Origin of the sequence: Burkholderia stabilis, assembly GCF_001742165.1 — a bacterium.
In the GTDB taxonomy this organism is placed as follows: Bacteria; Pseudomonadota; Gammaproteobacteria; order Burkholderiales; family Burkholderiaceae; genus Burkholderia; species Burkholderia stabilis.
The window spans coordinates 1451749-1470222 of the sequence record NZ_CP016443.1; the positions used below are offsets into that span (position 1 = coordinate 1451749).

18 protein-coding genes are annotated in these 18474 nt (G+C 64.1%); 9 read left to right on the top strand and 9 right to left on the bottom strand.

Translation table 11 applies throughout. The annotated features are described in order from the left end of the window. Positions 1-35: 35 nt before the first annotated feature. Positions 36-746 (bottom strand): response regulator, encoded by a 711-nt coding sequence (locus BBJ41_RS24435; RefSeq protein WP_069748834.1) that lies wholly within the window; start codon positions 744-746, stop codon positions 36-38. Positions 747-965: 219 nt separating this feature from the next. On the opposite strand from BBJ41_RS24435, the gene BBJ41_RS24440 reads away from it, so the two are divergent. Then, on the top strand, positions 966-1880 hold the full coding sequence (locus tag BBJ41_RS24440; protein WP_069748835.1) for a glutaminase: 915 nt from the start codon (positions 966-968) through the stop codon (positions 1878-1880). Between the two features lie 261 nt (positions 1881-2141). Here the strand turns inward: BBJ41_RS24440 and BBJ41_RS39530 are convergent, their stop codons facing one another. Then, positions 2142-3032, bottom strand: coding sequence for a LysR substrate-binding domain-containing protein (locus BBJ41_RS39530; RefSeq protein WP_167362213.1), 891 nt, complete (start codon positions 3030-3032; stop codon positions 2142-2144). A gap of 233 nt (positions 3033-3265) precedes the next feature. On the opposite strand from BBJ41_RS39530, the gene BBJ41_RS24450 reads away from it, so the two are divergent. Further along, positions 3266-3727, top strand: a complete 462-nt coding sequence (locus BBJ41_RS24450; protein WP_069748837.1) for a Rid family hydrolase — start codon at positions 3266-3268, stop codon at positions 3725-3727. Between the two features lie 507 nt (positions 3728-4234). Here BBJ41_RS24450 and BBJ41_RS39535 read toward each other — a convergent pair. The 3 genes from BBJ41_RS39535 to BBJ41_RS24460 form a co-directional block, all read right to left on the bottom strand. Further along, complete coding sequence (locus BBJ41_RS39535) at positions 4235-4744, bottom strand: hypothetical protein (RefSeq protein ID WP_083281958.1); 510 nt, start codon at positions 4742-4744, stop codon at positions 4235-4237. 336 nt (positions 4745-5080) lie between these two features. Beyond that, complete coding sequence (locus tag BBJ41_RS24455) at positions 5081-5464, bottom strand: ATP-dependent protease (protein ID WP_069748838.1); 384 nt, start codon at positions 5462-5464, stop codon at positions 5081-5083. 117 nt (positions 5465-5581) lie between these two features. Further along, positions 5582-6178 (bottom strand): TetR/AcrR family transcriptional regulator, encoded by a 597-nt coding sequence (locus BBJ41_RS24460; protein ID WP_069750355.1) that lies wholly within the window; start codon positions 6176-6178, stop codon positions 5582-5584. Between the two features lie 111 nt (positions 6179-6289). On the opposite strand from BBJ41_RS24460, the gene BBJ41_RS24465 reads away from it, so the two are divergent. The 5 genes from BBJ41_RS24465 (at position 6290) to BBJ41_RS24485 (ending at position 11274) form a co-directional block, all read left to right on the top strand. Further along, a complete protein-coding gene (locus BBJ41_RS24465) occupies positions 6290-7345 on the top strand; it encodes a sugar phosphate isomerase/epimerase family protein (protein WP_069748839.1) in 1056 nt (351 codons plus the stop codon). A gap of 31 nt (positions 7346-7376) precedes the next feature. Next, positions 7377-8261 carry an alpha/beta fold hydrolase gene (locus BBJ41_RS24470; RefSeq protein WP_069748840.1) on the top strand — a complete coding sequence of 295 codons (885 nt, stop codon included), beginning with the start codon at positions 7377-7379 and terminating at the stop codon, positions 8259-8261. A gap of 2 nt (positions 8262-8263) precedes the next feature. Beyond that, positions 8264-9199 carry an alpha/beta hydrolase gene (locus tag BBJ41_RS24475; RefSeq protein WP_069748841.1) on the top strand — a complete coding sequence of 312 codons (936 nt, stop codon included), beginning with the start codon at positions 8264-8266 and terminating at the stop codon, positions 9197-9199. Between the two features lie 759 nt (positions 9200-9958). After that, the gene (locus tag BBJ41_RS39540; RefSeq protein ID WP_197680902.1) at positions 9959-10474 is read left to right on the top strand and encodes a hypothetical protein; all 516 of its coding nucleotides are present in this window, start codon (positions 9959-9961) and stop codon (positions 10472-10474) included. Between the two features lie 176 nt (positions 10475-10650). Further along, positions 10651-11274 carry a cysteine hydrolase family protein gene (locus BBJ41_RS24485; protein WP_069748843.1) on the top strand — a complete coding sequence of 208 codons (624 nt, stop codon included), beginning with the start codon at positions 10651-10653 and terminating at the stop codon, positions 11272-11274. A gap of 4 nt (positions 11275-11278) precedes the next feature. Here the strand turns inward: BBJ41_RS24485 and BBJ41_RS24490 are convergent, their stop codons facing one another. Next, complete coding sequence (locus tag BBJ41_RS24490; RefSeq protein ID WP_069748844.1) at positions 11279-11953, bottom strand: TetR/AcrR family transcriptional regulator; 675 nt, start codon at positions 11951-11953, stop codon at positions 11279-11281. Positions 11954-12101: 148 nt separating this feature from the next. On the opposite strand from BBJ41_RS24490, the gene BBJ41_RS24495 reads away from it, so the two are divergent. After that, positions 12102-13625: an FAD-dependent monooxygenase gene (locus BBJ41_RS24495; protein WP_069748845.1), complete on the top strand. Its 1524-nt coding sequence runs from the start codon at positions 12102-12104 to the stop codon at positions 13623-13625. Between the two features lie 110 nt (positions 13626-13735). Next, a complete protein-coding gene (locus BBJ41_RS24500) occupies positions 13736-14680 on the top strand; it encodes a fatty acid desaturase family protein (protein ID WP_069748846.1) in 945 nt (314 codons plus the stop codon). 33 nt (positions 14681-14713) lie between these two features. Here the strand turns inward: BBJ41_RS24500 and BBJ41_RS24505 are convergent, their stop codons facing one another. The 3 genes from BBJ41_RS24505 to BBJ41_RS24515 are packed head-to-tail and all read right to left on the bottom strand — an operon-like array spanning position 14714 to position 18385. Continuing rightward, the gene (locus BBJ41_RS24505; RefSeq protein ID WP_236872142.1) at positions 14714-15844 is read right to left on the bottom strand and encodes an aromatic ring-hydroxylating oxygenase subunit alpha; all 1131 of its coding nucleotides are present in this window, start codon (positions 15842-15844) and stop codon (positions 14714-14716) included. A 4-nt stretch (positions 15845-15848) separates the two neighbouring features. Next, entirely contained in the window at positions 15849-17447 is a 1599-nt protein-coding gene (locus BBJ41_RS24510; protein ID WP_069748847.1) for a GH3 family acyl-acid amido synthetase, read from the bottom strand. Further along, the gene (locus BBJ41_RS24515; RefSeq protein WP_069748848.1) at positions 17447-18385 is read right to left on the bottom strand and encodes a fatty acid desaturase; all 939 of its coding nucleotides are present in this window, start codon (positions 18383-18385) and stop codon (positions 17447-17449) included. Before BBJ41_RS24515 ends, BBJ41_RS24510 begins: the two co-directional genes overlap by 1 nt. Between the last annotated feature and the right edge of the window lie 89 nt (positions 18386-18474).

Below are 18474 nucleotides of genomic sequence, written 5' to 3' on the forward strand. Positions count from 1 at the left end.
CGCGCGGAACGTGACGGCGTCGCCCGACGGCGGCGTCATTCCCACGCGTGCTTGCTGAATTGGTAACCCTTGCTGCGGATCGTCTTGATCCGCTGCGGGTTGCTCGCGTCGTCGCGCAGCTTGCGGCGCAGCTTCGAGATGCGCCCGTCGATCGTGCGGTCGAGGCCGTCGAATTCGACGCCGCGCAACTGCAGCATCAGGTCGTCGCGGCTGACGACTTCGCCTGCATGGCACACGAGCGCCCACAGCAGGTCGAATTCCGCCGAGGTCAGATCGGGCGTGCTGCCGTCGGGCAGCACGACCGTGCGGTCGGTGCGGTCGATCGAGAACTTGCCGAACGCATAGCGCTCGGGCTGCAGTGCGGTGCTTTCGGCCGTGCGCGCGGGCGCGCGGCGAAGCTGCGCCTTGATCCGCGCGAGCAGGATGCGCGGCTCGACCGGCTTGTGCACGTAGTCGTCCGCGCCGAACTCGAGGCCGAGCAGCTCGTCGAACGGCTCGTCGCGCGCCGTCACCATGATGATCACGCCGTCGTACTGCTTGCGCGCCTCGCGACAGATTTCGAAGCCGTCCTTGCCCGGCAGGTTCACGTCGAGGATGACGAGATCGGGGCGAATGGACAGGATCGCCGGCACCGCGGCGTCACCATGCAGCACAGTATCGACTTCATAGTCGTTCTTGCGCAGGTAGCCGGCGATCAGCGTGGACAGGCGGGTGTCGTCTTCGACGAGCAGGATGCGAAAAGACATGGGCAACGGTCGGATCATCGGGGTGGCCGCGGCGGCGACGGCAGGTGCCGGACGCCGGCCATCGGCCGAAACGTACCGCATGATACTGCGCCCGCCGATTGCCTGTTTGTCCGTCTTGAAAATAAGGGCACGATACCGGGTGCGCTTGACGAATCGGCGCCGAGACGGTTCCATACGGGCTCGCCGGAATCCGGGCCGCGCACCTACCCGCCTGACGTGATGAATTACCAGACGATCCTCGAACGCATCCATACCGAACTCGCCCCCTGGATTGGCCAGGGACGGGTTGCCGACTACATTCCCGAACTCGCGAAAGTCCCCGCCGACAAGTTCGGGATGGCCGTCGTGACGCTCGACGGAAACGTTTACACCGTGGGCGACGCGCACGAGCGCTTCTCGATCCAGAGCATCTCGAAGCTGTTCGCGTGCACGCTCGCGTTTCAGTTGCTGGGCGATGCCCTGTGGGAACGGGTCGGCCGCGAGCCGTCGGGCAACGCGTTCAACTCGCTCGTGCAGCTCGAAAGCGAGCGCGGCAAGCCGCGCAACCCGTTCATCAATGCAGGCGCGCTGGTCGTCACCGACGTGCTGTGCCGCCGCTTCGTGAAGGCCGAGACGGCGCTCGTCGAATTCGTGCGGCGGCTGATCGGCACGAACGACATCGACTACGATTCGCGCGTCGCGCAGTCTGAGCTGCAGCACGCGGAGCGCAACCGCGCGATGGCGCACTTCATGGCGAGCTTCGGCAACATGCAGATGCCGCCCGATACGGTGATCGATGCGTATTGCCGCCAGTGCGCGATCACGATGAACTGCGTCGAACTCGCGCGCGCCGCGCTGTTTCTTGCTAACGGCGGCGTCGCACCGGTGACGAGCGAGCGGGTCGTCGACTCGAGTTCCGCGAAACGGCTGTCGGCGCTGATGCTGACCTGCGGCACCTACGATGCGGCCGGCGATTTCGTGTACCGCGTCGGGCTGCCCGCGAAAAGCGGCGTCGGCGGCGGGATCGTCGCGGTGCTGCCCGGCGAGATGGCCGTGTGCGTGTGGGCGCCGGGGCTCGATGCGAACGGGAATTCGTTGGCGGGGACGTTGGCGCTGGAGTGGTTGACGACTTATACGGGAAGGTCGATCTTCTGAAGCAGCGAAGTTAAACGTAACTCATCATTTGCAATGGTGGCAGGTTGGTTCAGCACGCACCCGCACGCGGAATTGGGAATTCGTCCTCTGGCAGCGACCAAACCGAACCGGTCGCATAGCTGCCCCGGTATTAGTCATTCGACAAGAACATGGAAGGTGCCCTTGTATTCCGGGTACGGGAGCATGTTGAGCTGTAGTGGCAAAGCGCCACCACGTGCGAATTGCCGCAGGCCAAATTGATTCGACCACACATCACACTTTCTAGCCGCGCCGCAGATTTGCGGACGCGGCTTTCACCATGTCTGCAAAAGTAGTTGCGGCACGGGTTCGCCCCGTTCCTTTCGGCCATAACAAACCGAGTTTTCGAGACAACTCCGGATGCGTTACGGGTATCAAGTTAATGCGTTCGAAGTCGGAACAGGCACGCTCCGGAACGATAGTCGCAAGTTGCCCTTCTGCGGCAACGGCCAGAAGCGACTGCGTGGTATCCATTTCTACGACTACCCTCGGTTGAACGCCTGCAGATTTGAACGCCTCTTCGATCAGGACGCGCGTCGAGAATTTTGGTGTCAGCAGTGCAAGGGGAATCGAATCGAGTGTTTTCCATTGGACCCGGCGTTTCTGTGCGAAGGGGTGGCTCCGGCCGACGGCAAGAACAAGTCGCTCCGTGAAGAGATACTCGGATTCGACATCGTCCCGCGAAGCAGGATGGAAGCCGAGACCGAGATCGAGTGTGCCGAGTGCCAGTTTTTGCTCAAGCTCAGTTGCGAGTAGATCCTCAACGACGATCCGAACCTTCGGATACTGCTGATTGAAGGACGAGACAGCTCGAGGCAAAAATGACAGCGGAAATATCGGGATCGCACCCAAGGTAAAGATGCCCGCGTTGAGCTCGCTCAGTTCCTGTAGGGCACGTCTCGCCCGCATCGTTTCATTGCAAGTGCGTGCGGCATAGTCGTGGAAAACCCGGCCGGCCTGTGTGAGCCGAATGCCACGCCCTACTCGATCGAACAGCGCAATCCCTAACTCCTCTTCGAGTTGCCGAAGAGCGTGCGATAGCGTGGATTGCGCAACGCACATTGTTTCGGCCGCGCGGGAAAGGTTGTTGAGTTCGACAATGGCCAGAAAATAGCGAAGGTGGCGCAGTTCCATATGTCTCCCAGCGGGTTTAGGCCGGCGTAGCAGCATCGATCGATACCATCGAACGATTTTATCGAATTAATTCATTTTTTTGATCATCGATACATACGTATCATTATCCATCGACACTGCCTCAATATCCGCGCTGACAACGCGTGGGCTCGTCGCAAGCGGCAGATGTACGTCACGGAAAGACAATTCAACTGACTGCACTAGCGCCGTCAGTCTCACCTCTGGAGCACCTGATGAGCGTCACCATTGTGCGACACCGTACCCCCGCGTATCTCGAAGAATCGTGGGCACGCGAATTTTCAGAAGCGATCGAGATCCCTGCATGTGCGACAACCCTTACGTTGAGCGGAGTAGGCGCGCTGCCGTCGAATCTCGATGCCGAGCCGCACACGATCGACTATTTCGGCGATACACAAACGCAGACTAAAAGTGTGCTGGATCAAATCCAGCGAATCCTCGAAGGAAAAGGGTATGCGTTGGGAGATGTGATTACCGTGCAAGCGCTTTTCGTTGCTGATCCCGCGAACGGCGGCACCCCAAACTACGAGAGTTTTTCGAGCGTCTATGCTGAATATTTTGGCTCGGCAGTGCAACCAAATCTGCCGGTCAGGACTCGCGCACAGGTAGTTGGGCTTGTCGAGCCGGGCTGGCTGGTCGAGGTGACCGTGACAGCAGCGAAGGTCACGAATGCCTGACCATACTACCGTCATTCCAACCTATTTTTTATCGATCCCATGACATTGTCGACAATCCTGGCACGTCCCTGAGCGATCTCCCGCGGCCGATCTCAGAGGCCAAAGCAGGCGTGCCGCTCACCCGTTCGATCTGTGCAGAAGGAATTACTTGAGAGTTATATTTCCCGAACACATGCGTTCAGGCACTTGAGAAACTGACACGGTACACCAGTGGTTCGATACTCTGATCCGGCCACCATCGGTTTATATACACGGACCGCGGGCACGTTGGCGCTGGAGTGGTTGACGACTTATACGGGGCGGTCGATTTTTTGAAGCGCCTAAGTCAAGCGCGACTCATTCCGCGCAATAGCGGCACGCGCGAGCACACCACCGGAGAATTCGTCTTTCGGCCACGCTCGACCCGGAACGGCCCTTCGAGAGGCCGCATTCGACGATGGGAAGCAGGCATTCAGCGTTGAATGCTCAGGAAGTACCATAGACGTTGTCGCGCGTAGTCGACCTGTGTCAACGCGTGAAAAGCCATTCCATGAATTCTCCGGCAACCTCCGGAGTCAGTTCGAGAACTGCTTCAGCTATCTTGGGCTGGCCCTTCGCAACCGCTACGGCGGCAAGCATGCATACAAGAAGGCCTGCATCGCACGCACGTTCCGATACGGTAGCGACAAGCGACGGTAGCTGCGCCAATGACAACAAATAGGCCGGCTCAAGGTCTGCCGGAACTTGAATCATATTCCTGGCACGGCAGATTTCGACCCACGCTGGAAACTGAAAGTAAGAATGATCCGCTCGCTCAGGCGCTGAAGCTAGTGCACGGACTACATGAGGTACAGCAGCGAATGATGCATCGTATACATCGCCTTGATGCGCCAGAGCACTCCAGAGTGTGAACCATGGTTCAGAATTGTTTGCGGAGGCGGGCATTCCCTCAAGCTGCTTCAGTAACGCAGGAATGTCAGCAGCATTGCCATATGCGTGTCCAAGTTCCGCCCAACGAGAGCTGTCCAGACTGATCATTGTGCTGACCTATGGGGGCTAGATGTTACAGGCATGGACGAACCCTCTTGATAACGGGAAATGCAGACGCCAAACCCATAACACCACCCTACGCCGACGAAATAACGCATCTGCGGATTAGAAACCACGTCACTGATCGTCATTGCAGGAGCACCGTGCTCACGGGTTAAAAGTCATCTCATCCGACTCTCAAAAATACGAGTATGGCCGGCCCTCGGCGCGACAACAGCTATCGAAAGCGGACGTCGATCAGTGACTACTCGTGGCTGCGGCAGGACGTCAAAGGCGATTTGGCGCTCACCCGGCACGCCTCGAGCCCCCAACGACAGGCAATGATCAGAGATCTCCGCGCACTTCACCGGTTCCCAGCGCGCTCCGCTGCCGGTTGACTTCCGCCCAAAGCTCATCGCTGTCGTCATCGCGCAGCAGGACCATCCAGTCCAGTTGGTCGTCGGTCACGCCGAAGTATTCCAGGATTTCCTCGCGAACCGCATCGATGAACTGCGCGTATTCCGGCGTTGCCTGGGCCTGCGCGTGCAAGGCGTCGTATTCGGCATCGTCCGCACCGCCGCCGTGCTCGTCGATATAGCGCGAGATCCACTGGTCTCGTTCGTGGTCGTAATCGGCCTCGGCGCGCATCGCTTGCACGGCCGTGTAGAAATCCAGTTGGGCAAACGCGGCAATCGCCGCCGTTGTCGCCTCGTCAAACGTAGTCGTCATTCCATCTCTCATGTTGGTCGTGGCACATCATTGCATGCGCGCACCCGGGCAGATGCCTCGAATCCGGGCGGTGCAACGCGCAGCACGTAAATATCGCCTACGGTGATGCCGTTTTTGTCAGCGCAAAGCCATCTCCAACGGCATCATCGCTGGCTCGAGGGATGCCAGCAGGCGATCCTTCGATACACCGTCTCGGGATTGGACGGAAATGCCGTGCAACTGCGTGGCGTAAAAATCGGCCAACGCCTCGACTTCGGTGCCGGGCTTGAGTTGGCCCTGGGCCAGCGCCGCTCGCAAGCGTTCAGCGATCGATTGTGTGCGGGCGCGTCGATGTTCGGCCAGCCATTCCATGACGCCTTCGTTGTCGGCCGAGTAGTTCGTGGCTGAAGAGACCACCATGCATCCATGGGGATAGCCACGCCTGGTATAGGCGGCAACAGCGTCACGCAACATCCGCTCGATGGCCGCGCGGACATCGGTTTCCTCCCTGAAAGCGCGGTCGGCGAAACCGCCGTCGCCTTGCTCGTAGAGCGCCACGGCCTCCTGGAACAGCGCCTCCTTGCTGCCAAAGGCGGCATAGATGCGTGCTGACGCGATGCCCATGACTTCGACCAGGTCGGACATCGACGTGCCTTCGTAGCCGCGGCGCCAAAACGCAAGCATGGCCTTTTTCAAGGCCATGTCGCGATCAAATTCTCTCGGTCTTCCTGCCATCATTTCTCTCGTCTGCTCGTACGTCGCGCGGCAATTTTATCGCGCGTCGTATTGACACGGGATGTTCGCTCGCTCTATTCTTTGTCAATTAACAAAGAATAGGAAATACACATGCGTACCCTCAAGGGCCCCAGCCTCCATCTCGCGCAGTTCGCTGACGATGTCGCGCCCTTCAACAGCTTGCCGAACATCGCACAATGGGCTGCCGGAACAGGCTTCAAGGCACTGCAGATTCCCGCCTGGGACGAGCGCCTGTTCGATGTGGAGACCGCCGCGGATAGTCAGGACTACTGCGACGAAGTGAAGGGCACCCTGGCCGAGCATGGTCTCGAGATCAGCGAACTGACGACGCACATCTTCGGCCAACTGGTCGCGGTGCATCCCGCGTACGACGCCATGTGCGACAACTTCGCCCCCGAGCCACTGCGCGGCAATCCGGTCGCGCGCACCGCGTGGGCCCTAGATCGACTCGAGCTGGCGGCACGGGCTTCACGCCGCCTGGGGCTGACCGACATGGGTACCTTCTCCGGCTCCCTGGCATGGCCCTACCTGTTTCCCTTCCCGCAACGGCCCGCGGGCCTGATCGAGACGGCCTTCGACGAGCTGGCGCGGCGCTGGCGGCCGATTCTCGACGTCTGCGACGAGAACGGCGTCAACCTTTGCTACGAGATCCACCCCAGCGAAGACCTGCATGACGGCGTCACCTTCGAGCGCTTCCATGCGCTGGTCGGCCAGCACGCGCGCTGCAAGATCCTGTTCGATCCCAGCCATTTCGTGCTGCAGCAGCTGGACTATCTGGCCTACATCGATATCTACCGCGAGCACATTCGCATGTTCCATGTGAAGGACGCGGAGTTCCTGCCTTCGGGCCGGCAAGGCATCTACGGCGGCTACGGTTCATGGCTGGAGCGTGCCGGCCGTTTCCGCTCGCTTGGCGACGGCCAGGTCGACTTCAAGGCGATCTTCTCCAAATTCGCGCAGTACGACTACGAAGGCTGGGCCACGCTGGAGTGGGAATGCTGCCTCAAGGATCAGGACGATGGTGCGCGTGAAGGCGTGGCATTCATCAACGACCACATCATCCGCGTGACGACGCGCATCTTCGACGATTTCGCCGGCGCCGCGGTCAACCCGCAGCAAATCCACACCATGCTCGGCATGGCATGAGTCGCTTCCCACATTGATACGCACGATCGATATGTCCGCCCAACTTCCGTCGCAGTCGGCCAACGCCCAAAGCTTTACTCACCAATATGTGCGCATCGATGGCCAGCGCGTACATTGCGTCATCGCCGGCACCGGCACCCCCGTCCTGCTGATTCCGGGATGGCCACAGACCTGGTACGCGTGGCGCCATGTCATGCAGGCACTTGAAGCGCGCGGCTTCATGGTCGTTGCGGTCGATCCGCCCGGCACCGGCTATTCCGACCGGCCACACGCTGGCTATGACACGGGCCACACTGCCGCCACCCTGCATCGCGTGATGACGAAGCTCGGTTTCGATACTTACCAGGTGGCGGGCCATGACGTCGGCATGTGGGTGGCCTATGCGCTGGCCAGCGACCAGCCCGCGGCGGTCACGGCGCTGGCGCTCACGGAGGCCGTGATCCCCGGGCTGGCGCCCCCGCCGCCGATCTTCGTCCCGCCGGAAGAAAACATCTTTCTCTGGCATTTCATGTTCAACCAGCTGGCCGACCTGCCCGAGACGTTGATCGCCGGGCGTGAACGGGCCTATCTGGAGTTCATGTTCAACCGCTGGTCGTTCCGGCGCGACCGTGTGGCCGTCGATGTCTACGTCGACGCCTATGCGGCTCCGGGCGGCCTGCGCGGCGGCTTTTCGTACTATCGCGCCATACCGGAGACGATTCGCCAGAATCAGGCGCGCGCGAAGCGCAAGCTGGCGATGCCGGTGCTCGCCATCGGTGCCGAACATGCCACCGGCGACGCGCCGCTGGTCACCATGCGCGACAACGCCACGGATTTGCAGGGCGTGGTCGTGCCCGACTGCGGCCACTTCATCATGGAGGAGGCGCCCGAAGCCTTTATCGGGCATCTGCTGCCCTTCCTGGAACGGAGCCGCTGAACATGCCGATCGACACCGACATCGCCGCGCTGCTGGAACGATTGGCCCGGGAGGAGCCACCCTCGTCGCTGGCCGGGTTGCGGCATGCCACCGATACGACGCTGCGCACGTGGCACGGGCCGCTGGAATCCATCGATCGTACGGAGACCTTCACGATACCCACGCGCGACGGGCAGCAGATACGCGTGCGAGCCTATTGGCCATCCGGCACGGGAGACCGCGCGTTACCCCAGCCAGCGATCCTTTATGCACACGGCGGCGGGTGGTGCCTGGGTACGCTCGAGCTTTACGACAATCCATGCTGCGCGTTGGCGAACGCGACGCAATGCGTGGTGTTGTCGGTCGACTATCGGCTTGCGCCCGAGCACAAATTCCCGGTTCCCCTGGAAGACTTCTGCGATGCGCTGGCCTGGGTGTGCCGCCAGGCGGCAAGCCTGGGACTCGACCCTGCGCGCATCGTCGTCGGCGGCGACAGCGCGGGGGCCAACCTCGCCGCAGCAGCCTGCCTGGTCGCCCGCGACCAGGGCGGCCCGCCCATCGCGCATCAGCTGTTGCTGTACCCGCCGCTGGATGCGTCGATGGACACCGACTCCTATCGGACCTACGGGCAAAGCTGCTACCTCACGAAAGAGGTCATGCAATATTGCTTCGCCATGTATCTGACCGATCCTGCCGAGGGGAGATCGTCTTACGTGTCGCCGTTGCGTGCGGCCTCGCATGAGGGGTTGCCGCCAGTCACCTTGCTGGCGTGCGAATTCGATCCATTGCGCGACGAAGCGCAAGCGTATGCGGCGCAGTTACGGCACGCCGGGGTGCCGGTCGATCTGACCGTGCTGCCCGGGATGATCCATGCCTGCATCCATATGTGCGGCGTGGCGCCGGCAGCGCGCCATCTATTCGAGGTCGCTGGCGTGGCGATCCGCAGATTGTTCCAATAGTGTGTGTTGCACGGTGGTTCTCGAACCACCGTGCGTGAACGCAATGCACATGCCGTGGCGATCGTTTTGGCACGGTGTACAACGCGTGCGCGCAGCGACTGGCGTCATCCGTCGCGGTTGATCGGATCATCCTGAACGCGTACGTGAGGATTCAACTCACGGAGTTGCCTTACCAACATGCGCGTGAACACGAAGCCGCAAGCGGCACAAACGCCATCTTCGGTATCTCTGCCGCAGCAGGGGCAAAACCACCGTCCCGGATCGAACGAGGCTTCCGCGTCGGGCGGACGGACTCCTTTTGGCGGAGGGGCCTCAAACTGCGCTCGAACGGAGCGGCTAAACAGCGAACCGGTCGACGAACACTGAAGTTCTCCAGCAGCGGCATCAACCAGTTCTGCGGCGCAATAAGGGCAATGCATGGACGGTGGCATATCGACGACTTGATTCCCGACGATCCTAGATGCGATGCCGGATGTCTGCAAGTGGCCCATCCAAGACGTCAAAGGCAGCTCGGCACTCGCTCACTTCGTCGACTCCGGATGACATGCTGATTTATATTGCCGGAATGCCAGCACGCTGGTTCTGATACGGTTGACGGCTCATTCGGGCCGGTCGATTTTCTGAAGCGGCGGGCTCAGGCGCGACTGATCCGACGCAACGGTGGCCGGTCGAAATCGGCGCGCGCCGGTACGCTCGATCGGGCATTCGCCCTTCCGCGACTCGCGCTCATTGCCCATCGCATTCTCCGATATCCTGACGATGAATTTGAATTTGCTGACGCTGGCTCGTGGTGTTCAAGCGGGTGTGCAGATCCGGCCGCGCTGGCCCGCACGGCACGTCCACGTGGATGCACGCGTCCTGGTCAAGCTGCAGGCAATCCAGGCCGAGTTGCCCGAGCAGGTCAACCTGATCCTGACGCGAGGCTACGAGCCGCAATCGTCCGGTCTTGGTTTTGCCCGTCGCCAGTTTCGCGCACTGGGAATCGGCGTGTTCCGCTTGCTCTATCCCGCCCGGCGCGACGAGCTGGTCGATATTTTCGGAAGCAATGGACACGATGTCGATGGCACGCATATCGACGTTTCATTTGAGTTGAATGGCCGTCGCGTACGGTTGTTGCCGCTGGGCGTATTCACACCGCCCTTCTGGCAGCGGCGTCGTGTGCGGCAATGCGCTTCGGTGCTGGCGCAGATCCATGCCGCGCTGATACGGCAAGGGTTTCAGATTCACCGCAACGCAACGGAAAGCCTGCAGATTCACTGTGATCTGACGCATTAGCGGAGATCCGCTGTCGTTCGAAGTTGAGCAAAAGCGGTCGTCGAAAGCGGTATAACGCTCGCCTGACCGTCGCATAGGGCCCGCGCTTCAACAGGCTCGCGCCGAAGTAGTTACCGACACGCACACGGAACGATCGATTTTCTTAAACCCGCAGCGGTTACTGGAGAACATCACGCATGAATCCGGACAACAACGCATCGCATATCGCAACGACAACCCGCCACCACACCGAAACGATTCCCGCGATCGTGCCGTCAAAGACCGCGCTGCTCGTCATGCATTACCAGACCGACATCCTCGGACTCTTCCCGTCGGTCGCGCCCGAGTTGCTCGCGAACACGCGCAGGCTATGCGATGCGGCACGGGCCGGCGGTGTCGGCGTCTGGTTCGCCAATCTCCGCTTCAGCCCCGGCTATCCGGAAGTCAGCCCGGTCAACAAGAACGGTCAGGGCATCAAGCAGCTCGGCCTCTTCATCGACGACGGCCTGTGCCCGGAGCTGGGCCGGCAGGCCGACGAACCGCTGATCGTCGCGCACCGCGCCAGCGTGTTCTTCGGCACCGATCTGCAGGCGCAACTCGCCGCGCAAGGAATCGATTCGCTGATCCTGGTCGGCATCGCGTCGACCGGCGTGATGCTGTCGTCGATCGCGTACGCGAGCGACGCGGACTTCCGCCTCTATACGGTCAAGGATTGCTGCTACGACCCGGACCCGATCGTCCACGAGCACCTGTTCTCCACCGCCTTCGAATCGCGCACGACGGTGCTGTCGCTCGCGGACGCGTTGCGGCTGCTCGGGTAACGCGTTACCGCGCGGCGCCGATGCCCGCCAGAATGAGATCGATGCCGGCCAGGAACTGCTCGCGCTCGTCGTGCGCGGCCAGTTGCGCCGCCACCTTGCGCACGAACGGATACTGCGCGGGTTCCAGTTGCGCCCACCTCTCGGCAACGGTCGCGACGATTTCCGGCTGCGCCGTATCGCGTGGATGAAGACGGGCGCCGGCCGCATATTGGCCGGCCAGCCCGAAGATGTAGTGCATCAGCGCCGACGCCGCATTGAATTGCGCGTGCTCGGGCACACCCAGCGCGTCGAGCTGCCCGCCGACGCGCTCCAGGATGCGCAGCACCGCGTTCTGCCACGGCTCGCGGAACAACTGCGCGCCCACCCACGGGTGCGCGCTGAACGCGTCGAACAGGCGCAGCGCGACGCGGCGGATCGAAGCGGCCGCGCCGCCTTCCGCGTTCCCCGACACGTCCGTCATCGCCGCCTCGATGACCTGATCCGCGGCGGCCGCGAGCAGGTCGTGCTTGTCAGCCACGTGCCAGTAGATCGCACCGCTTCCGGTCGACAAATGCGCCGCCAGCGCGCGAAACGTCAGCGCGCCCTCGCCTTCCTGGTCGAGTATCTCGATCGCGGCCTCGACGATCCGCTCTTTCGACAGCGCGTCCGCGCGTCGTTCGGTCCGGGTTCTGGATGTCATGCGCGCTAGCTTGACACATCTGGAACATTGTTCCAATATCCGCGCCTGGAACAACGTTCCATACCTTCCCGGGAAGAAGGACGATGCAGGTCAGGCGCCGTCTTCGCAGCATCCCTCGGTACGCGCTGGCCAGAACCCGAGCTGTCCGATGAATGTTCCCCCAATCCATGACGTCGTCATTGCCGGCGCCGGCCCGGTCGGCCTGTTTCTCGCATGCGAGCTGCGCGTTGCCGGCCTGTCGGTGCAGGTCGTCGAGCAGGCCGATGATCCACACTCCCCGCTGAAGCGCCTTCCGTTCGGCATGCGCGGGCTGTCGGCGCCGACCATCGATGCGCTCTACCGTCGCGGCTTGCTCGATGACATCCCGCTGCCGTCCGGCGCGCACGATGCCGCGCACTGGGCAACGCAGTCGCGCCGCCCGGGCGGCCATTTCGCCGGCATCCAGTTCTTCCACGACAACATCGATGGGTCCCGCTGGCCGTACCGCCTGCCCGGACCGGCCGGCACCCACATGGCAACCGAATTGGCGCGCGTCGAATCCGTGCTGGCCGCCCGCGCGAGCGCGACGGGGGTCGCGATCCGGCGCGGGGCGAGCGTCGAAGGCTTCGAGCAATCGGATGACGCAGTGACGCTGCACGCAGGCGGCAAGACGTTTCGCGCGCGCTGGCTCGTCGGCTGCGACGGCGGCCGCAGTGCGGTTCGCAAGGCCGGCGGCTTCGCGTTCGTCGGCACCGATCCCGAGTTCACCGGCTATTCGATCGACGTCGAGCTCGCCGATCCGGACGCATTGCGGCCGGGCCGCCACTACACGCCGGCCGGCATGTACACGTACACGCTCCCGGGAACGATCGCGATGGTCGAGTTCGACGGCGGCGCGTTCCACCGGAGCGGGCCGGTCACGCTCGAGCACGCGCAGGCCGTCTTGCGCCGCGTGTCCGGCACCGGCGTCACGCTGTCGGCGCTCCGGCTCGCCACCACGTGGACGGATCGCGCCTGTCAGGCGACGACGTACCGCAGCGGACGCGTGCTGCTCGCGGGCGATGCCGCGCACATCCACTCGCCGCTCGGCGGCCAGGGGCTCAATCTCGGGATAGGCGATGCGATGAATCTCGGCTGGAAGCTGGCCGCGACGATCCGCGGCGATGCGCCGGCCGGCCTGCTCGACAGCTATTCGGACGAACGGCATCCGGTAGGCGCGCGGGTGCTCGACTGGTCGCGCGCGCAGGTCGCGCTGATGCGGCCGGCCCCGGGTTCGCGCGCGCTCGAAGCGATCATTCGCGATCTCGTCGACACGCGCGACGGCGCGACGTACTTCGCCGAACGCGTGTGGGGCGTCTCGCTTGCCTACGATCTCGGCGGCGGCCATCCGCTCGTGGGCCGCAGTGTGCCGGACTTCGAACTGACCGACGGTACACGGCTCGGCGAACGCGTCAGGCACGGCAAGGGTTTGTTTCTGGACTTCGATGCGAGCCGACCGTTGCAGACGCTGGCAAACCGCTGGCGCGACCGAATCGCGTATGTCGCGAGCGATGCGAAAGAACGGCTCGGATTGCGCGCCGTGCTCGTGCGTCCCGACGGCATCGTCGCCTGGGCCGGTGAAGATGGCGCGAACGCCGACGAAGCGGCCCGCGCGGCAATGCGATGGTTCGGCGCGCCCTGCACCGAAAACTGACCGCGCCCGCGCCTGCGGGCAGAGCCGAACGTCGTCCGAAACCGGTGTATATTGCCGACCGATAGATACGCCTGCATGCGCGCCGCCGACGGCGCGCCCGACATCACCGAATGCCCATCCCATCCGCCCTGCCGACGCCTGCCGAACTGAACCGAACGCTGCCGTTCGCGGCCGGCGCGCGGCCGTGGCGGCTCGTCCGTTATGCGTGCATCGACTGGCTCGGCATCCTGATGTGCTGGGCCGCGATCCGCTTCGTGCCGAATCCGTTCGTCTACGGCGCGGCCGTGCTGCTGATCGCGGGCCGGCTGCAGGCATTCGGCGTGATCCTGCACGATGCCTGCCACCTGCCCGCGCGGCGCATGACGCTGCCGCTCGCGCTCGTCGAGGCGCTCGCCGGCTGGACGATCGGCTCGTCGATCGCCGCGATGCGCTATCACCACCTGCGCCATCACCGCGCGGTCGGCACCGCTGAAGATCCGTACTTGCACCGGCTGGCCGCGCGCGGCGGCTGGGTGCAGCGCGCGATGATGCTGCGCGGCGCGCTGCTGCCGGTCTGGTGGCCGCTGCGCGCGCTGATGGCGCCGCTCGCGCTCGCGTGGCCCGCGTTCCGGCCGTGGTATGCGCGCGGCTTCATGCAGGACCGCTCGCGCCAGGATTTGCGCCGTCATCCCGAAGTCATCGCCTGCGCGCGCGCCGACCTGCCGCATTGCGCGGGCTACCTGCTCGCAATCGCGGCGGTCGTGCACTGGGATCTGCCGTTCTTCATGTACTACGGACTGCCGTGGATCGTCGGCGGCATCATGAACGCGAACCGCGTGCTGCTCGAACACGAGCACGTCGAGATCGACGGACGCTCGCCGGAATCGATCTGGCGGATGACGCGCACGATGACGTTCGGCTGGATCGGCAAGCTCGTGCTGTATCCGCGCAACATCGGCTATCACCAGGTGCATCACGCGTATCCGGCGCTCGCGCTCGAGCATCTGCCGGCCGTGCATCGCCATCTGACGGAAGTGGATGCGTTCGGGCCGGGCAGCGCCGGCCCCGCGCGCTAGTCGTTCTCCCTTTCGCTGCACCGCACGCCGCGCTTACAGCTCGAAACGCATCACCTTCTCGCCGCATTGCTCGGCCGGCAACGGTTCGCCGCGCTTCACCGCGTCGAGCAAACGATCGATCGCGACATGCACGATATCCGCGCGCACGTTGTGCGGCCGGAAGCCCGGCGCGTTGTCGAGGCCCTGCCGGTGCGCGCGCATGATCCGCACGTCCTGCTGGATCACGAGGTGCGTGTACAGGTTCAGCAGCGGACGCAGCGCGCGCAGCAGCCAGCGCGGCAGCCGGAAGCGATACGCGATGTACGTATAGACGCGCGAGCGGCGCGCATCGATCGGCGTGATCTGGCTGACGATCAGGAACCCGGAGCGTTCGCCCCACAGGTAATCGCAGCGCGTCACGTTTGGCGCGATGAAGCGATCGACGTGCGCGAGCGGCACGCGATCGGGATTCGTGAGCCAGTCGAGGCAGAAGCCGATCTTGTCGTCGCCGTCGTGATAGGTGACGGCGACGCTTTCCGGCGTCGCCGCGACCGTCGCTTCCATTGCCTGGCCGCGGCTGCTGCGGAAGATCCCGTCGTGCACGAACACCGTATGCGGCACGTCCATGAAGTTCTGCGCGAGCATCGCGATGTCGCCGTCGAACGTGTTGACCATGGTGTACGACTGCCACGGCGCGGCATCGCGAAACGGCATCCGGAAGATCGCGCGCGCCGACGGGTCGCCGGCGCCCGGGTAGACCCACACGAGCCCGTCGAGCACCTGCACGGGCAGCGCGCGTTGCCGGAACGGATAGCGGCCCGGCGTGCCCGTCGGGCGCGTGCCGTCGATGCTCGGCACATGAACGACTTGCCCTTCTCCGTCGTAACGCCAGCCGTGATACGGGCAGACGAGCGCATCACCATCGACCTTGCCGGCCGACAGGCGCGTGCCGCGATGCACGCACTGGTCGATCAGCGCGGCGATCCGGCCGTCGCGCTGCCGGAACAGCACGATGCCGATGTCGAGAATCCGGACGCCGAGCGGCTTGTCGCGCGGGAGTTCGCGCTCCGTGCACGCGACGAACCATTGCTCGTGCAAACCGTCGGCCGGCCGCGCATGTTCATGCGCCGCGTCGTGCGCCGTGCAATCCTGCCCGCATCCGCGTGGTTCGATCATGTCGTTCATTGCGTCATTCATCCGTCATCGCGAGCAGCGCGTCGGCCATCGGCAGCCGCGTCACGAGCGCGCATGGCTTCACGTCGCCGGCGCGAATGCCGGCCCGCTCGGCCGCATGCTGCAGCAGGTCGCCGAGCCGCCCCGGCGAGCGGGCCAGCCATCGCACGCGCAACGGGCCGAGCTGGCCGATGCGCCGCGCATGCGCGTAATGGAACGCCTGCGCGAGCGCCGCTTCGACAGCCGCGCACAGTGCGTCCGCTGCATCGCCGTCAATTTCGCCGGCAACACACAGCACGTAGCAAGGCAAACCTTCCCGCGCCATGCACGGTACGAGGCATGCGCCGACCTCACCGTACTGGCCGCGCGCGTGGTTCAGTGCGCCGGCCGCGATCTGCTCGTCGAGCTTCTCGCCGACGAGATCGACGCTCGCCGCCGCACGCCCGACGAACGCAATGCGCGGCGTGCGTGCTGCCATGCCGACCACGCGAATGCGATCGCCGAGCGCATAGCGATACAGCCCGCCGCCCGTGGTCAACAACACCTGTGCGTCGTCACCGGGGCGCAGCCCTTCGGCATCGCACACGCTGCCGTCGTCGCGCACGAATTCGAGGTAGTGGCTGCCGATCGCGAGCGGGCAGCCGTCGCCCGCGCCGAACGGAATGCTCGCCACGCCTTCGGTCGCAAACAATCCCTTCGGCAACCATTGCACGTGCGGAAACCGCGCGCGCAACGCGCGGGCGTAATGCGCGCTCGGGCCGTCCAGCCAGCAGCTCACCGCGGCGAGACGCGGCCACAGCGCGCGACAATCGCCTTCGTCGATCGCACGACGCAGCGCCGCGCGACGGTCGGCCGGCAACGACGCATCGACCCATGCGAGATCACGGGCGCCGTCGGCATCGTCGCGATCGAACAGCGGGCGCAGCACGCTCGTCAGGAACGTCGGGCTCCACACACTGATGAATGCGAGCGCTTCGTCGGCGACGAGCGCGCGCAGCGTTTCGCGCCGCCACGTCGACGCGTCGCCGGTCAGCGGCGGCACGAGCAGCGTCGACGCCAGCGCGGCCGCGCTGCTGTCGCCGAGGTAATCGAGATCGCTCGCCGAGCCGACCGGAATGCCGTTCGGCGCAACGCCCGGCGCCTGCAGCGGCGGCGACATCGACCAGTACGCGCGCCCTTCGCCGAGCGCCGGACAGGCGCGAACCATGTCGGCGAGCCACACGATCATCGCGGCCTGCAGTTCACGCAGGAACGCGGGCGTGTACGGAATCAGCTTCTGGCGCGCGGTGCTGCCGCTCGTCCGTTCGAGAAACACCGGGCGTTCGGCGGTCAGCACGGGTTCACGATCGTGCGACACGCGATCGAGCCACGGCAGGAAATCGGCGGCGGCATGCACGGGCACGCGCTCGCGAAACTGCACGGGGCTGTCGATCCGGTCGAAACCGAACCGACGCCCGAACGCCGTGTCGCGATTCGCGGCGAGCAGCGCCATCAATCGCTGCGCCTGTGCGTCGCCCGGCGCTTCGAGGCCGGCCAGCCAGCGATCGACGTCCGGCTGCGCGACGCGCGCGAACGTGCGCCACGCGTCGGCCGGGCTGCGGGCGGAAGCGTCCATCAGAAATAGGTCTTGTCGAGCTGCGCGAGATCGTCGGGCAGCCGGCGCGGCGGCGCGAAGATCGTGAGCCAGCCGTACCACAGCGGCCGCGTCTCGCGCAGGTCCGACGCCGCGTGCATGTCCTGCCAGCGCAGCGCGGGGCGGCGATGGTGCGTCAGGTTGTAGTTGAAGTTCAGCAGCAGCCAGCGCACGGGCGTCGGTGCGCGCATGTTGTACGTGCCTTCGACGACGTCGAGCGGCGTACGCATGTGGTACACCCATTGCAGCGACGACCACGAAAACGCGAATGCGATATACGCGGCCAGCACCACCGACGCCGACCAGTCGAGCCACCACGCAGCCAGCAGCCATGCGCCGACGCCGGCCAGCGTTTCGTAGCGGATGCGGCTGAAATCGGCCGTCGTGAATTCCTTGAAGGCGGCCGCATAGGTGTTGTCGTCGCCGCGCGCGGCGAGCCGCTGCATCGTGCGGCCGGGCACCAGCGCGAGCACGAAGCTGCCGACGAAACTGCCGAGCCAGATGCCGCCGAGGATCGCCGCGTAGTATTCGATACGCTTGCGCAGCAACGATTCGTCCGCCGTCGCGAAATCCGCGCGTTCGGCGCGCGTGCGGTTGCGCACATGATGGCCGAGATGGTTCACGTGGATGAGCGTCGCGGCCGCGCCGAACATCGTGGAAGCCCACCACATCATCATATAATTCGCGATCGGCCGGCGATGCCCGAACCCGTGGAAGGTCTCGTGCATCATCGAGAACACGCCCTGCATCACGAGGCAGAACGGCACGAGCACGAGCCACTTGAGTGCACCGGCATCGGTATGCGAAAGCCACGTGAGCGTGCCGGCCCACACGATGCTCTGCAGCGCGAGCGCCAGCAGGTTCGCACGATCGTAACGTCGGGTCTGCGCTGCGGCGGCCTGCGCGCTCGGTCGGTTCATGGCTCGGAATGACTCGGAATGGCGGTTGTTTGCACGGGAGGATACAACAGATGCGTCAGCCGCCGGTAACGGCCTGCGCCCCGCTCCTG

What these genes read in the sequence shown, in the direction of transcription:
- BBJ41_RS24435 (WP_069748834.1), bottom strand. Translation starts at nt 746, where the DNA reads ATGTCTTTTCGCATCCTGCTCGTCGAAGACGACACCCGCCTGTCCACG.
- BBJ41_RS24440 (WP_069748835.1), top strand. Translation starts at nt 966, where the DNA reads ATGAATTACCAGACGATCCTCGAACGCATCCATACCGAACTCGCCCCC.
- BBJ41_RS39530 (WP_167362213.1), bottom strand. Translation starts at nt 3,032, where the DNA reads ATGGAACTGCGCCACCTTCGCTATTTTCTGGCCATTGTCGAACTCAAC.
- BBJ41_RS24450 (WP_069748837.1), top strand. Translation starts at nt 3,266, where the DNA reads ATGAGCGTCACCATTGTGCGACACCGTACCCCCGCGTATCTCGAAGAA.
- BBJ41_RS39535 (WP_083281958.1), bottom strand. Translation starts at nt 4,744, where the DNA reads ATGATCAGTCTGGACAGCTCTCGTTGGGCGGAACTTGGACACGCATAT.
- BBJ41_RS24455 (WP_069748838.1), bottom strand. Translation starts at nt 5,464, where the DNA reads ATGACGACTACGTTTGACGAGGCGACAACGGCGGCGATTGCCGCGTTT.
- BBJ41_RS24460 (WP_069750355.1), bottom strand. Translation starts at nt 6,178, where the DNA reads ATGGCAGGAAGACCGAGAGAATTTGATCGCGACATGGCCTTGAAAAAG.
- BBJ41_RS24465 (WP_069748839.1), top strand. Translation starts at nt 6,290, where the DNA reads ATGCGTACCCTCAAGGGCCCCAGCCTCCATCTCGCGCAGTTCGCTGAC.
- BBJ41_RS24470 (WP_069748840.1), top strand. Translation starts at nt 7,377, where the DNA reads ATGTCCGCCCAACTTCCGTCGCAGTCGGCCAACGCCCAAAGCTTTACT.
- BBJ41_RS24475 (WP_069748841.1), top strand. Translation starts at nt 8,264, where the DNA reads ATGCCGATCGACACCGACATCGCCGCGCTGCTGGAACGATTGGCCCGG.
- BBJ41_RS39540 (WP_197680902.1), top strand. Translation starts at nt 9,959, where the DNA reads ATGAATTTGAATTTGCTGACGCTGGCTCGTGGTGTTCAAGCGGGTGTG.
- BBJ41_RS24485 (WP_069748843.1), top strand. Translation starts at nt 10,651, where the DNA reads ATGAATCCGGACAACAACGCATCGCATATCGCAACGACAACCCGCCAC.
- BBJ41_RS24490 (WP_069748844.1), bottom strand. Translation starts at nt 11,953, where the DNA reads ATGACATCCAGAACCCGGACCGAACGACGCGCGGACGCGCTGTCGAAA.
- BBJ41_RS24495 (WP_069748845.1), top strand. Translation starts at nt 12,102, where the DNA reads ATGAATGTTCCCCCAATCCATGACGTCGTCATTGCCGGCGCCGGCCCG.
- BBJ41_RS24500 (WP_069748846.1), top strand. Translation starts at nt 13,736, where the DNA reads ATGCCCATCCCATCCGCCCTGCCGACGCCTGCCGAACTGAACCGAACG.
- BBJ41_RS24505 (WP_236872142.1), bottom strand. Translation starts at nt 15,844, where the DNA reads ATGAACGACATGATCGAACCACGCGGATGCGGGCAGGATTGCACGGCG.
- BBJ41_RS24510 (WP_069748847.1), bottom strand. Translation starts at nt 17,447, where the DNA reads ATGGACGCTTCCGCCCGCAGCCCGGCCGACGCGTGGCGCACGTTCGCG.
- BBJ41_RS24515 (WP_069748848.1), bottom strand. Translation starts at nt 18,385, where the DNA reads ATGAACCGACCGAGCGCGCAGGCCGCCGCAGCGCAGACCCGACGTTAC.